Annotated in this window: 14 protein-coding genes; 6 read left to right on the top strand and 8 right to left on the bottom strand. The window is 48.8% G+C overall.

Annotated elements, in window-relative coordinates:
* The first annotated feature begins 11 nt into the window (after nucleotides 1–11).
* Nucleotides 12–227, top strand: coding sequence for a hypothetical protein (locus ACOCLE_RS00575; protein WP_419535074.1), 216 nt, complete (start codon nucleotides 12–14; stop codon nucleotides 225–227).
* 353 nt (nucleotides 228–580) lie between these two features.
* On the opposite strand, the gene murJ is transcribed toward ACOCLE_RS00575, so the two are convergent.
* On the bottom strand, nucleotides 581–2158 hold the full coding sequence (gene murJ, locus ACOCLE_RS00570) for a murein biosynthesis integral membrane protein MurJ (RefSeq protein ID WP_419535073.1): 1578 nt from the start codon (nucleotides 2156–2158) through the stop codon (nucleotides 581–583).
* 383 nt (nucleotides 2159–2541) lie between these two features.
* Here murJ and rpsT point away from each other — a divergent pair, with 383 nt between their 5' ends.
* From rpsT to ACOCLE_RS00555, 3 genes are all read left to right on the top strand, one after another.
* Nucleotides 2542–2811: a 30S ribosomal protein S20 gene (rpsT, locus tag ACOCLE_RS00565; protein ID WP_419535072.1), complete on the top strand. Its 270-nt coding sequence runs from the start codon at nucleotides 2542–2544 to the stop codon at nucleotides 2809–2811.
* 290 nt (nucleotides 2812–3101) lie between these two features.
* On the top strand, nucleotides 3102–3560 hold the full coding sequence (locus ACOCLE_RS00560; RefSeq protein ID WP_419535071.1) for a hypothetical protein: 459 nt from the start codon (nucleotides 3102–3104) through the stop codon (nucleotides 3558–3560).
* A gap of 351 nt (nucleotides 3561–3911) precedes the next feature.
* Nucleotides 3912–4931 carry a hypothetical protein gene (locus ACOCLE_RS00555; RefSeq protein WP_419535070.1) on the top strand — a complete coding sequence of 340 codons (1020 nt, stop codon included), beginning with the start codon at nucleotides 3912–3914 and terminating at the stop codon, nucleotides 4929–4931.
* A gap of 60 nt (nucleotides 4932–4991) precedes the next feature.
* Here ACOCLE_RS00555 and proB read toward each other — a convergent pair whose 3' ends face one another.
* From proB to rplU, 4 genes are all read right to left on the bottom strand, one after another.
* Nucleotides 4992–6119, bottom strand: coding sequence for a glutamate 5-kinase (gene proB / locus ACOCLE_RS00550; RefSeq protein WP_419535069.1), 1128 nt, complete (start codon nucleotides 6117–6119; stop codon nucleotides 4992–4994).
* Nucleotides 6116–7315 carry an Obg family GTPase CgtA gene (gene cgtA, locus ACOCLE_RS00545; RefSeq protein WP_066014157.1) on the bottom strand — a complete coding sequence of 400 codons (1200 nt, stop codon included), beginning with the start codon at nucleotides 7313–7315 and terminating at the stop codon, nucleotides 6116–6118. The genes proB and cgtA overlap by 4 nt, the downstream gene beginning before the upstream one ends.
* A 247-nt stretch (nucleotides 7316–7562) precedes the next feature.
* The gene (gene rpmA / locus ACOCLE_RS00540) at nucleotides 7563–7820 is read right to left on the bottom strand and encodes a 50S ribosomal protein L27 (protein ID WP_066014158.1); all 258 of its coding nucleotides are present in this window, start codon (nucleotides 7818–7820) and stop codon (nucleotides 7563–7565) included.
* Nucleotides 7821–7919: 99 nt separating this feature from the next.
* The gene (rplU, locus tag ACOCLE_RS00535; protein WP_066014159.1) at nucleotides 7920–8231 is read right to left on the bottom strand and encodes a 50S ribosomal protein L21; all 312 of its coding nucleotides are present in this window, start codon (nucleotides 8229–8231) and stop codon (nucleotides 7920–7922) included.
* 492 nt (nucleotides 8232–8723) lie between these two features.
* Here rplU and ispB point away from each other — a divergent pair, with 492 nt between their 5' ends.
* Both ispB and tnpC read left to right on the top strand, forming a co-directional pair.
* Nucleotides 8724–9701, top strand: coding sequence for an octaprenyl diphosphate synthase (gene ispB, locus ACOCLE_RS00530; RefSeq protein WP_419535068.1), 978 nt, complete (start codon nucleotides 8724–8726; stop codon nucleotides 9699–9701).
* Nucleotides 9702–10055: 354 nt separating this feature from the next.
* A complete protein-coding gene (tnpC, locus tag ACOCLE_RS00525; protein WP_419532963.1) occupies nucleotides 10056–11561 on the top strand; it encodes an IS66 family transposase in 1506 nt (501 codons plus the stop codon).
* Here the strand turns inward: tnpC and ACOCLE_RS00520 are convergent.
* The 3 genes from ACOCLE_RS00520 to cpsG all read right to left on the bottom strand — a co-directional run bounded on the left by ACOCLE_RS00520 (nucleotide 11528) and on the right by cpsG (nucleotide 14473).
* Nucleotides 11528–12022, bottom strand: a complete 495-nt coding sequence (locus ACOCLE_RS00520) for a hypothetical protein (protein WP_419535067.1) — start codon at nucleotides 12020–12022, stop codon at nucleotides 11528–11530. The genes tnpC and ACOCLE_RS00520 overlap by 34 nt on opposite strands.
* 191 nt (nucleotides 12023–12213) lie before the next feature.
* The gene (gene galU, locus ACOCLE_RS00515; RefSeq protein WP_419535066.1) at nucleotides 12214–13038 is read right to left on the bottom strand and encodes a UTP--glucose-1-phosphate uridylyltransferase GalU; all 825 of its coding nucleotides are present in this window, start codon (nucleotides 13036–13038) and stop codon (nucleotides 12214–12216) included.
* Between the two features lie 67 nt (nucleotides 13039–13105).
* On the bottom strand, nucleotides 13106–14473 hold the full coding sequence (gene cpsG, locus ACOCLE_RS00510; protein WP_419535065.1) for a phosphomannomutase CpsG: 1368 nt from the start codon (nucleotides 14471–14473) through the stop codon (nucleotides 13106–13108).
* Nucleotides 14474–14499: the final 26 nt, after the last annotated feature.

Below are 14499 nucleotides of genomic sequence, written 5' to 3'. Positions count from 1 at the left end.
GGATTGAAATAATGGATAACCGAGTGTTTCAGAACGTTGCCCACCCTCAACAAGACTCATCTTATGACAGTCCAATGATGGCTCTTAAACAAATGGAGAAAGATCAGGCAGAGTATCACCAATATAGCCTGTCAGTTTACTGCTCAGAAAAAGCAGAGACTGATGAACTAACGGACAGATTTATACAAATAAACAGTGGTCTGAAATATTTCTTTAACTATAAGTAACTAACCATATGAAACCCTATTTTCTGAGTAAGTGGTTAGTCACCCTGAAGCGATACAACTTTGGTCACATAGCTACGGCTATGCTCCCACCGTTGTGCCTTGCATAGTAACTATCCACTCACCCAGAAATATTCGATTCCATATGGCCAGCTACTTAGCAAAGCGACAGGAGCGATCCCCAAACAACACTCTGCCTATCGTAATGGGTGGTATTAAGGATGAAAACAGGTGGAGTAAGTAATGAAAGGTCAATTAAATCACTCCAACACAGGCTGAATATTCATATTTTCAGTGTTATATCAATGCAAACTCTAGTCGCTATATACGGCTAGAGCACATTCACAAAAAAGTATTTAATGCCTGAAGTGTCTGGGCCTGACACCACTGCTCAATAGCACAATAAGGTAAACCACTATCCCGGACAGGACCAGCAGGCCGGTCTGGGATGCCCGCTCCCATAGAGACCAAGCCAGCCATTTCTCAATATCTGCCGATAGCCAGATCAGTGTTGCTGCCATGGCCAGGTTCGCAGCGGACAGCCGTGCAAAATAAAGCAGCCAACCTTTTGCAGGCTGATAAACCTCAGACTGTTTCAAACCACGATAAAGCAAACCAGCATTCAGGAAGGCAGACATCGTTGTCGCCAGTGCCAGGCCCGCATGCTGAAGCGGGAATACCAGAATCAGGTTAAACACCATATTGGCCACCATCGCCTTAATGGCAATTTTTACCGGTGTTTTAGTGTCCTGCCGGGCAAAATAACCAGGTGCCAGCACTTTGATCAGCATGAAAGCAATCAAACCCAGGGAATAGGCTTTCAGACTCATGGCTGACATCAACACATCACGGTCGGTCATCTCACCATAATCAAACAGGGTCGCGATTAATGGCCCCGCCAGTATAAAAAGCGCAACAGCCGCTGGTACGCCAATCAGCAATACCAGACGAATCGCCCAATCCAGCGTTCTGGAGAAGTGCGTACCATCTGCTTCTGCATGCTTAGTAGAAAGACTGGGCAGAATCACTGTGGCAATGGCGATACCAAACACCCCCAAAGGCAGCTCGGATAAGCGATCAGAGTAATAAAGCCAGGAGACACTCCCGGTTTGCAGGAAAGAGGCCAGCACAGTATCAAGTAGCAGATTGATCTGACTGACAGAAACCCCGAACAACGCTGGCACCATCAGTTTCATGATTCTTCGACTGCCCTCATGCCGAGGCCCCCATTTGGGCATGGGCAAAAGACGAACCTGCAATAGAAATGGAATCTGCAATAACAGCTGGGAAATACCCGCAATCGCCACCCCCCAGGCCAGCGCCATGACCGGTTCATCAAAATAAGGCGTTAGCAAGAGCGTTGAGCCAATCAAGCTCAGGTTGAGCAGTACTGGAGTGAATGCCGGCACCGCAAACCGGCCATAGGTATTCAGGATTGAGCCTGCCAGTGCCGTCAGGGAAATTAACAACAGGTAGGGAAAAGTAATCCGCAGCATTTCACCGGCAAGCGCCAGCTTCTCAGGTTCATTGATAAAGCCCGGCGCAAACAGCCGGATCAATATAGGAGCTGCCAGAACACCCATAACCGTTACCAGCAACAATGTACCGGCCAAGGTTCCGCTGACTCGGCTGACCAGTTCGCGGACATCGCCAAAGCTTCTCTGGGAGCGATATTCCGACAGTACAGGCACAAAGGCCTGAGAAAACGCCCCCTCAGCAAACAGGCGGCGGAGAAAATTCGGGATTTTAAACGCCACAAAAAAAGCATCGGCGGAGGCTGTGGAGCCAAAATAGCCAGCAACCACCACATCCCTGGCCAGACCGAGTACTCGAGAGAGCATGGTCATTATCCCCACCACCAGGCTGGATCTCAGCAATCCGGACTTTTTCGGTTCTGGCTGATTGGATGGCGGACTGTTATCGGAATCACTCATGTTGCAATTGCATTAAAAAGCATAAGAATAAACGCTCCATCATATCCAAGGTAATAGCGATTGCCACATTTATTCTGAAAATCGTTGGATTTACCCATAAAAAGCACCACCTCCCAAGCTACCGGAAAACGCCACAGTCCGGCAGATTCAAAGCCCTGCAGGCAGTATGCCTTATTGACAAGACCGGCCTAAGTCGGCATAGTTCGGCGGCTAAATAGCCCTGAGCTGGATACAGCCCTGAGCTAAATTAAAGTGGGATATGGGCTGACAATGTCTTACCCGGGGCATTGACAGTAACTGCGGCAAACAACCTATTCCATGCAGGGTGCCCCAAAGCCGCCCTGAGACAACCCGAACGAAATTGATTTTCCAGGAGCACCGAAATGGCTAACTCTCCTTCTGCTCGCAAGCGCGCTCGTCAGGCTGAAAACCGTCGCCAGCACAACGCCAGCCTGCGTTCCATGGTTCGTACTTCTATCAAGAAGGTAATCAAGGCTATCGACACTAAAGACGTTGAAGCTGCTAAAACTGCCTTCACTGCAGCTGTGCCTGTAATCGACCGCATGGCCGACAAGGGCATCATCCACAAGAACAAGGCAGCTCGTCATAAGAGCCGTCTGAACGCTCAGATCAAGGCCCTGGCTACTGCCTAAGTCTTTCTGAGGCTGACAGCAACTCTGCGTTGTCAGGACATAAAAAAAACCGGCTTTTGCCGGTTTTTTTTTATGCCCAAAAATGCATATACCAATAAAAGAAAAGCATGACCGCTCATTATTTATGACAGTAAGACTAACAGCGATGTTAGGCATACACCTGCCGAAAAATAGGATCATAGTTCAGTTTAATAAAGAAAGAGCTAAACACCTTAGGGAACAGTTATGTATTAAGTAACTGGAGCAAGATAAGAGCTCTTTAATCATGAATACAAATAAGGATAATTGACATGAGTATACTTTCGGGCGTAGCAGATTACGCCCAATCTGCAGCATCATCAACTTGGTCTGTAACTAAGAATCTGGCCAAAACGGGTGCTGTCATGGCGTCAGGGCTCACTGAAGTCACTATGTCGCCAGGTCGATTCGTAGCTAGCTTTGCTGGTCATACCGTTGGCTATGCCATAGGTACAACCGTTGGTATTTTCAAAGCGATAAAATCTGACTCATCCCCCCATACGGAAATGAAACGCTCTATCCGTGACTGGAAGATCAGTGCTAGCAAATTTATTAACTCTCCGCTATCCAACAACATACCATCTATCGGTAAATGTTTGGGTATATGCAGTGCGTTAGCCTTAACAGGAGCTGCTGCCTCTTCACTTGGCCTGCCTGCAGCTACAAGGACAGCTGTAATAGTGGTGGCAAATTTACCGACATTTCACCCCATGCCAGAGTACTGGAGATAAGCTACAGAAGTTCAGACCCGCAAGATTTTAATTCCCAGATTGGGTCTGAACTTCTACAACTTAGCAGCCTCGAGAACCCTACCCAATACCAATTTTAGCCTTCCTTAGACTGACTACAATTCCGTGCTGTTAGGGTATAAGAAATACATATATACCAATATAAGAAAAGCAGTACAGCTTATTATTTATGACAGTAAAACGAACAACGTTGTCATAGATGCACCTGCCGTTAAATAGGAACATAGTACAAATTAATAAAGGAAGAGCTAAACGCCACAAGGAATAGGCATGTGCCAAGGAATTGGAATTAGTAGCTGTCGCCCCGCACTCTTAGAATTTCAAGATAGCCCTATGGCTATGGAGATTCAGAAAAAGGCAGTAACCACAAAATCAAACGACCTGCGTACAGTTAGAGTAATACCTGCCAGCAAAAATATTGCTCCACCCTGGAGTGTATTTAACTATGTTGCAAACCACATCAGTATTGGCTGGAAATGGACTGTATCACTGGTGAGCGCTCACAATCCTTTCCAAAATTACTTTTCCATAGCTACACCTGTTAAAGTAAGTGAAACCGTAACAAACACCATTGAAAACTCAACCACCAGTCCGATTCCAATATATTCTGAGCATCAACAAAAAGGCATCAGCCAGCAAGTGTGGTCTCCTGTTTTAAAGGCCGTAATATCTATCCCCTCTCAGGAGAATGACCCTGTTGGTTACGAGCTAGCCTGTGAAGCCTTTATGAAAGAAGGCCTAAATCCCAGAAAAAACGGAGTTTCACTGCACGTCATATCCAGAGAATTTGAGAGGCTCTCCCAACAATTTGAAAATCTTTTCAAAGAAGGCAAAGACGCCCTGAAAGCCTGTAAAGAACCATTGGAAAAATATGAAGAGCTTTTGGAACAGCTGAGGGATTATGAGGAAACACTCGAATCTGCAATAGAGTATGACACGGTATTAGAATTACTGGAGGAATACGAGGAAGCATTGGAGCGATTAACAGAACATGACAATGCACTCAAAGTGCTCGAAAAGCACGAAGTGGCACTAAAAAAATTAGTGGAATACGAAAAGGTACTGAATAAATACCGTTTATCTGACCCAGACAGCTTTGAAGATGATCAATTCACCGCTGACAAAATGAATCCATTAGATACCTGCGATCGGGAGACTCCCCGAATACCCTATAGTGAGTACAAAAAACTAACAGAAAGAACCACCAAACAAAGCCCTGTTCCAATCACTACTGAAAAAACATATAGGGATAGTGCCGAGCTGGCATACCGAGAACACATTCAAAAATGTGGCCTTTACCCAGTATCCAGCAGAACATCACAAAGCGTCGAATGCCTAGTAATTGAAGCATGAATCCAATAATTGAACTGCCCAGGCACTGAATCCAATATCAGCTTGAGCTGCACACGGCCGTCAGGATGAGAACACCATATTATCCCGATGAAGCAACTCAGGCTCACGCTGATAACCCAACAGTGCCTTAATCTGATGACTGGGCTTACCAATAATACGCTCAGCTTCACTGGCACCGTAATTGATCAGCCCACGGGCTACTTCATTACCGCTTTCATCCAGACAGGTAACCATCTCACCACGCTGGAAGCTTCCTCTCAGCGCTTTTACCCCCACGGGCAACAGGCTCTTGCCCTGCTCTTTCAGTACTCGTACAGCGCCTGCATCGAGCACCAGCTCACCCGCGGTTTTCAGATGTCCCTGCAGCCACTGCTTGCGTGCCGCCATTGGCTCCTGGTCCGGAAGTAACAAAGTACCCAGCTCTTCACCCTCAAAAACCCGGGTAATCACATTGTCCGCACGACCTCCCACAATCACCGTAGCGGCACCGGATGCCGACGCCTGCCGGGATGCGCGCAATTTGGTTTGCATACCACCACGTCCCAGGCGACCACTGCCTCCACCGGCCATGGCATCCAGAGACTCATCACGGGCACGCACTTCATGAATCAGTTTGGCATCAGGATTGGTTCTTGGGTCGGCGGTAAACAGGCCATCCTGATCCGTCAGAATAACCAGAACGTCTGCCTCAACCTGATTAGCAACCAATGCTGCCAGTGTATCGTTATCACCAAAACGGAGTTCGTCGGTAACAACGGTGTCATTTTCATTAATGACCGGCACCACACCCATTTCCAACAGGGTTTTCAGGGTGCTTCGAGCATTCAGGTAACGCCTGCGATTACTGTGGTCATCGTGGGTCAACAACACCTGTGCAGGCTGTACACCGTATTTCTGAAAACCAACTTCCCAGGCCTGCACCAGGCGAGCCTGACCAACCGCCGCTGCCGCCTGCAGCTGATGAAGCGCCGTTGGCCGCTCCATCCAGCCCAGCTTCTCCATTCCTGCAGCAACCGCACCGGAAGAGACCAGCACAACCTCCGCTCCCTGATCACGCAGCTGGCACATCTGGGTCACCCAGGCGTCCATGCGATCAAGATCAAGTCCCTGACCTTCATTGGTTAACAGCGCACTGCCAATTTTGATTACCCAGCGCCGGGCTGTCCGTAACCGATTGCGCTCACTCATACGTAGAACACCTCGACATCATGATCGTCGTCATCATCGTCGTCATCGTTATCAGCCGCTTTTTTCGCAGCACGTCGAGCACGACGCTCTTCGGCCAGCTCCCGCATGCGCATACGCGCCTCAGATTCCATCTTGCTCAGCTGCTCTTCTTCGTGTCTGGCCAGTTCTTCATCTTCACTTTGTTCCAGAGCACGTTCTTCAATGAAGGTCATGATGTTCTGGCAAAGAATCTCGGTACCCAGACCGGAAATTGCTGATGTCTGGTAAACGGGTCCAGTCCAGTTCAGCTCGTTGATAATATGCTGGCAAACGGCTTCACGCTGATCATCCGGCAGCAAATCCACTTTATTCAGTACCAGCCAACGATCCCGGTGAGCCAGTGTTTCACTGAACTGTTCCAGCTCATGAATGATCGCCTTAGCCGACTCAGCCGGATCGGTATCATCATAAGGTGCCACATCAACAAGATGCAGCAGGATGCGACAGCGAGCCAGATGCTTGAGGAAGCGAATACCGAGACCAGCACCTTCAGCAGCGCCCTCGATCAGACCGGGAATGTCGGCAATAACAAACCCACGATGACGATCCACTGCCACCACACCCAGATTTGGAACGAGGGTGGTAAATGGATAATCAGCAACCTTCGGACGAGCCTGGGATACGGCACGAATAAATGTTGATTTACCCGCGTTAGGCATACCCAGAAGACCGACGTCAGCAATCACCTTAAGCTCAAGGCGAAGATCCCGACGCTCCCCTTCAGACCCCGGACTGGTCTGTCTCGGCGCACGGTTCACACTGGATTTGTAGCGGGTATTACCCAGGCCATGAAAGCCACCCTGAGCGACCTTGACGCGCTCACCAACGTGAGTCAGGTCACAGATAACTTCTTCGGTCTCGTTATCCACAACCGTTGTACCCACCGGTACTTTTAATTCGATATCCGCACCTTTGGCACCGGTACAGTTACGACCACGACCCGGTTCACCATTCTGCGCCTGGTAGTGTTTCTGGTAGCGGTAGTCCACAAGGGTGTTCAGATCGTTGTCAGCAATCACATAGATGCTGCCACCATCACCGCCGTCCCCACCATCCGGGCCGCCTTTTTCAATAAATTTTTCACGGCGAAAGCTCAGGCAGCCATTACCACCTTTACCCGCCTGAACCGTGATTGTCGCTTCATCTACAAACTTCATTGCGCAACTCTCCTGCAACAATAATTGCAGCGTAACCAGTCATCTGCCAATGCCTGCAGATAAACCCTGAACAATGAGCAGTTTCAGAGCTTACCTGTAGGCACTGTCTGGTATAACACTTTCAGAGCCTGCCAATACTTTTTTATGGCACAAACAGGCTCTTAGATACACAAAAGCCCCGCGACAGCGGGGCTTTCAGGGCGAGTCGTCAGCAATCATCAGATAATCACTGACAACCCAAACGCCATTATGCAGCGGCTACGCTGACATACTTGCGCTTTTTAGGACCTTTCACTTCAAACACGACTTTACCGTCGGTCTTGGCGAACAGGGTGTGGTCCTTACCGATACCTACGTTAGCACCAGCGTGGAACTTGGTACCACGCTGACGAACGATGATGGCACCCGCCTGGATAGCCTGACCACCAAAGATCTTGACACCAAGGCGTTTACTTTCTGAATCGCGACCGTTGCGGGTACTACCGCCAGCTTTTTTGTGAGCCATCTTGCTCTCCTTTTATCCCGGACCTGTCGCCGGCTACCACACCAGAGACCGTCCTTAGAAGTCTTAAACAGATCCGAAAACCGGACCCATCAGCAATAATTAACCGGCAATTCCGGTGATCTTCAGCTCAGTGAACCACTGACGATGGCCCATCTGCTTGCGGTGATGCTTACGACGCTTGAACTTGATGATCTTGATTTTTGGACCACGGCCGTGGCTGACAACTTCAGCAGTAACCTTGGCACCTTCAACCACTGGAGCACCAACTTTCAGCTCTTCGCCATTGGCGATCAGCAGAACGTCGTTGATTTCCAGGCTTTCGCCAGCGGCGTTGCTCAGTTTTTCTACCTTCAGGATTTCTCCTTCGGTAACGCGGTACTGCTTACCACCAGTTCTGATAACTGCGTACATGATTTGATCTCCGAAAATCCTTAAGAGCCTCTTTGTCAAAGGCATCCGTCTGCCCTGGAAAGGCATAGCGGAATTTTTTAGCTATCTAAAAACCACTTCTTATGAAGCTGAAGCTCCTTGTTGAAGCTGACGGCTCCTGCGGGCTGAACCGGCCATTATGGCCTTGCAGGCACCATCAGGGATGGGCGGCACCTCATGAGCTGAAGGACAGCTGAAACCAGCCTCTACCAGCATCCATGACAAAACGGCACACCGCACCGGATTCTCAGATAGGGGCGCAAATTTTAAGGGAGTCCAGCCCCACTGGCAAGACCTGTTGGCATTTTATCCTGCACAGCCCGGTAAGAGGTCTCAAAAGGCCTGCAGCTTACTTCTCAGAAATAAGTAAGCACCGCGCAAAGGCTCTGTATTAGTGCCTTCATCACAGGCTGCTATTGACAGTTGCAGTAGCACTAAATACGATGCCTCATTTCGCCCCACCAAATAAGCCAAATGCCGGACAGACAACAAGCCTCTTTTCAGACCGCAGTCCATGACGATTTCCGCAGGGTGAACGAGTGCATCCATGAGCAGTTGCACTCTGACGTTGCCCTGGTCAGCAAAATCGGTGAATACATCATTAAGTCCGGTGGCAAACGGCTGCGCCCATTGCTGGTACTGCTGACCGCCCGGGCCTGTGGTTATAACGACTACAATCATGTGCCACTGGCGGCCATTATTGAATTCCTGCACACCGCAACCCTGCTCCATGATGATGTCGTCGATCAGTCGGACCTCCGTCGTGGCAGAGACACTGCCAATGCTCTGTGGGGCAACGCGCCCAGTGTTCTGGTGGGTGACTTTCTCTACTCCCGTGCATTCCAGATGATGGTGGGACTTGAGAGCTTCAAGCTGCTCCACATTCTTGCGGATGCCACCAATGTCATTGCCGAAGGCGAGGTCATGCAGCTGATGAACATCCATGATGCGGATGTCACTGAAGATGGCTACATGGAAGTTATTCGCTGCAAAACTGCCATGCTGTTCCAGGCCTCCAGCCAGACGGCTGCTGTGCTGAGCAAAGCCAGTCCGGAACTGGAAAATGATATGGCCAACTATGGTAATTACCTTGGAGTTGCCTTTCAGCTGGTGGATGACCTGCTGGACTATGAAGGCGACGCCGAAACCATGGGTAAAAACCTTGGGGATGACCTGGCCGAAGGCAAACCGACATTGCCACTGATTTATACCCTGAAACATGGTACCAGCGCACAAAAATCGCTCGTAAGGGAAGCCATTGAGCAGGGTGGACGGGAAAACATTGAAGCCGTTGTGGAAGCCGTTCGCAGCTGTGGCGCACTGAAGTACACTGCAGCCAAGGCACAGGAATACGCGGCCAAAGCCAAACGCTGCCTGAGCCTGCTTCCTGAAGGTGAATACCGCAGTGCTATGGTAGACCTTGCGGACTTTGCGGTTGCACGTAGCTTTTGAACCTCACATCATCAACATGAACCAAACGCCATTCTACCCGCAAAGGCAGTGTAGAATGACGTTTGCCTACTCAACCTCTCTCGCAACAAATGGATTCAGCAACTCTTCGACCGGTGGTACCCGAACCGCCTCAACCAAACTAACTATACATAACCGTTCGCTGGCCAAAGAGTCTATTGGCTTACCAATCAAATGAACGATGCCCGCTTTCTGCAAGGCATCTCCCAAACCCGAGTTGGCCTCATTATCGTTTATTAAAAAAGACGTAACTATTCAGCACCCTTCATATAAATCTGGAATTTTCTGATTTTTCGACCATCATCTTATACTCAATTTTTCTAACAAATCTCCAGTATGGAACCAGACTTCCCAGCTACTCCGTTTACCGAAGCTCTCCTTAAAGAGAATGAAGAGCTTCGGACCGAGAATGCGCTTTTACGGGAACGTTGCAGCGAACTGGAAGAAAGGGTTAATAAAAACAGTCAAAACAGTAGTAAGCCACCATCGTCAGATGGTTATCAAAAGCCCAGTAAAAAAGGGAGTGATAAAGGTGATACATCTTCCAAAGAAGCCCCCTGCTCCTCACAGGAAACACCGAACCCCAAAAGCCTTAGACCATCTTCAGGCAATAAACCAGGTGGCCAGAAAGGTCATCAAGGCTCTTGTTTGAGACGTGTCGCCTTACCCGATTATGTCAGGCATCTGAAGGTTGAAAAATGTTGCTGTTGCCAGTCTTCGCTTATCGATATTAAACCCACCAAATACATTGAGCGACAGGTTTTTGATCCAGGTAGACCCGGAGAATTTGAAGTTACCGCGTACTGGGCAGACGTTAAAGTATGTCCTTGTGGTAAACGGAACACCGCTGAGTTTCCCCAAGGAGTGAAAGCCGCTGCTCAATACGGAGAAGTGACTCAGGCAATGGCTGTTCATTTAAACCAGTATCACTTCATCCCATATCACCGGGTGTCTGAGTATTTCAATACTATTTATTGCATGAGTGTCAGCGCAGGCTCTGTTGCCAATTTTGTTGCCTATACCCATGAGAACCTGGCCTCTACTGAGCAGAGTATCCGCGATGCTTTACAAGAAAGTCCGGTTGCAGGAGCGGATGAAACTGGCATGCGGGTTGACGGTTCACTGTGGTGGTTACACATTATGCGAGATGACCAATGGACGCTTTACTACCTCTCAGAAAGGCGAGGTTGTGAAGCAATGGATGCAATGGGCATCCTGCTGACTTTTGCAGGCATTCTGGTTCACGATCATTGGAAGTCCTACTTTGCCTATGCGGCAGTGCATGTGCTTTGTAATGCCCATCATCTGAGAGAGCTTCAGGGAGTTGTCGATAGGGATGCGAATAAGCTGGCTCTGCGGCTGATGAAATTGCTTACGCTCTCCTGGCACTTCTGCAAGAAATACAAAGCAGCCGGTCTGACTCAAATGCCTGGTGCAATACAGCTTCGCATTGAGACGATATACGACCAAATCCTTCAAAGGGCTCTCACGAAGGAAACCGCTTATATGGAAAAACAACGACAGGTGCTTGGACGTAAGAAGGTCAGGAATACCAAGGCCTACAACCTGTTCAAAAGGCTTATTGAGTTTAAGGTTGAAACGTTGCGCTTCATGTCGGACTTTTCAATTCCCTTCGATAACAATGGCAGTGAACGTGATGCCAGGATGGCCAAACTTAAGCAGAAGATCTCAGGCTGCTTCAGAAGCGAAGACGGAGGTACCATGTTTACCCGAATCCGAAGCTATTTATCATCTGCTAAAAAGCAGGGGTTGAACATATTTCAGGCGCTTCTTAAAGCGGTTCGAAATTACAACAATACGCCTTTGCTGGGTGCTGAATAGTTACAAAAAGACATTTTATTATCTATAAGCAAACGTATTTCATTGCCAACATCAATGTTAGGGTGAGAACAGGAGATGCTTCGAATATCTACGTACCCTTCCCTCCCTTTACCAGCAGAATCGGCGGACACCAGTGAGAGCACTGCAACGCCATCAGGAAGAGTCTGCTTAGCAACAAACCAACACTCACCAGCAAATTTCAGAAGAGGCCACCCCAGACTGAGAGGTATTGGCAAAATACCTCTTAAAAAACTAACGGTCCTTCCATATATTGATAAGTTAACGAAAACACCTTCTTTTTCCTGCTGCTCATCAAAAAAAAGACCTAAACAACTCTGACAAAAAACTGATCTGCCAGCCCTATCAACTCCATCCTGACGAATAGTTCTAGCGCTTTGCCGTTCATATTCAGTGTTTTGAACGATAGCTGCAGGTTGCGCTCCCACATTATCATTGATCACTAAAACGTCCTCGAATGTTGATTTTATTATTTAAGAAAAGGCGAATCGGAATATAGTTTAAGAAGAGAGAAGAGCCATAGATCAATAGAAACAGAGACGGCACCACTAACTGATGACAGGGTAAAAACAAGCAGATATGAAACTTAGACTTAAAAAAACCGACTTCAGTTTTAAGCCGGCTTTGTTACTTATTAAGTGTAAAGATTATCGTAACAGTAGTTTGTCGCCTCAATAAAGCCTTCAATACTGCCACAATCAAAACGCTCACCCTTGAACTTATACGCCATGACACAGCCACGCTGAGCCTGCGCCATCAGGGCATCGGTAATCTGAATCTCTCCCCCTTTTCCAGGCTGGGTATCATGAATCAGATCAAAGATATCTGGTGTCAGAATATAGCGACCAATGATTGCGAGATTGCTGGGCGCATCCTCTTTGGCGGGTTTTTCAACCATATTCTCAACACGGATCAGGTCTTCTGAAATGTACTGGCCAGAGATAACTCCATATTTATGCACTTCATCTTCTGGTACTTCCTGAACCGCAACAATGCTGCAACGAAACTGCTTATAGAGTTGTGCCATCTGAGCCAGAACACCAGGGCCGCCCAGATTGATACAGAGGTCATCCGCCAGCACCATACCAAATGGCTGGTCGCCAATCAGCGTCTGTCCGGTCAGCACTGCATGGCCAAGCCCCTTCATCTCACGCTGACGAGTGTAAGAGAAGGTGCACTGATCAATCACACTGCGGATATCGGACAGCAGGTTTTCCTTGTCTGTACCGGAAATCTGATGCTCCAGCTCATAGTTCACATCAAAGTGATCTTCCAGCGAGCGCTTGCCCCGACCCGTCACAATGCAGATATCCGACATACCGGCCTGCAGCGCCTCTTCAACGCCATACTCAATCAGTGGTTTACTGACGATTGGCATCATCTCTTTGGGCATGGACTTGGTGGCTGGCAGGAAGCGGGTTCCATAGCCTGCTGCTGGAAAAAGGCATTTTTTAAGCATTTAAGGCTCTTTATTTATCCAACTCAAAGTAAGAGACTGCCTTCAAGCAACAGTCCCTTGAAAAATGTCAGTCGCGAATCATCTTCAGCAATTCTGCAGTTTTTTCCTGCATCAACGCCTCATCTCCACGACTTTCTACATTCAGACGAATCACCGGCTCGGTATTGGAAAGACGCAGATTAAAGCGCCACTGCCCCATGTCCAGAGAGATGCCATCGGTGTTATCGACTTCCAGCGCATCTTGCTGATAGTGTGCCAGCACTCGATCGATAGCAGCCTGGGGATCGGTCAACTTGCTGTTTATTTCACCAGAAGATGGGAACATGGCGATACGCTCACTGACCAGCGCTGACAAGGGCTGCTCCTTTCTGGACATCAACTCAGCAACCAGCAGCCAGGGAATCATACCGGAGTCACAATAGGCAAAGTCACGGAAATAATGGTGCGCACTCATCTCACCGCCATAAACCGCATCTTCCTGACGCATCCGTTGCTTGATAAAGGCATGGCCGGTTTTACACAGGACAGGCTCTCCACCCGCTGCTTTGACCTGATCGATGGTGTTCCATGTCAGTCTGGGGTCATGGATGATTTTTGCCCCTGGATTATGCGCAAGGAATGCCTCCCCCAATAACCCGACGATGTAATACCCTTCAATAAACTGCCCCTGCTCATCAAACAAAAAGCAGCGATCAAAGTCGCCATCCCAGGCAATCCCCATATCAGCCTGATGCTCCAGAACAGCATCCGCAGTAGTCTGACGGCATTCTGGCAGTAATGGATTAGGGATACCATGGGGGAAATTACCATCCGGCTCATGGAGGACTTTAACAAACTCCACTGGCACACCCGCGGCCTGGAATCGTTCCTCAATAGCATCCACCACATGCCCTGCGGCCCCATTACCAGCATTGACCACCAGCTTCAGCGGCTTGAGGCTGTCAGTCTGGATATAGCTCAGAACGTGGCTGACATAATCATTCAGAACAGAGACCTTCTGATAGTCACCTCGCTTTACCACAGGTTCCGCAAACCGGTTCTCTTCTGCCAGCTGCTGAATTTCCCTCAAACCATTATCACCACTGATGGGCTGCGCACCGGCTTGCACCAGTTTCATACCGTTGTAGTCAATCGGGTTATGACTGGCCGTCACCTGAACACCGCCATCAACTCCCAGATGGAATGTGGCAAAGTAGATCTCTTCCGTGCCAGACAGGCCAATATCCAGAACATTGACCCCAGCATCACGCAGGCCCTCAGACAAGGCGTGTTTGAGTTCCTCACTGGTCAGGCGGATATCACCACCCACCACAACATCCTTCGGTTTAAGGTACTCGCCATAGGCTCTGCCTATGCGGTAAGCAATATCTTCATTAAGTTCATCCGGCAGGCGGCCACGGATATCGTATGCCTTGAAGCAGGGGAGCTTGTTCATTTCTCAGTCGCAGCGGAAATTAAAAG

Origin of the sequence: Endozoicomonas sp. (assembly GCF_965196975.1) — a bacterium.
Classification (GTDB): Bacteria; Pseudomonadota; Gammaproteobacteria; order Pseudomonadales; family Endozoicomonadaceae; genus Endozoicomonas.
Note: the sequence above shows the minus strand (reverse complement) of the source record. Positions and strands in the feature narration are given on the sequence as shown.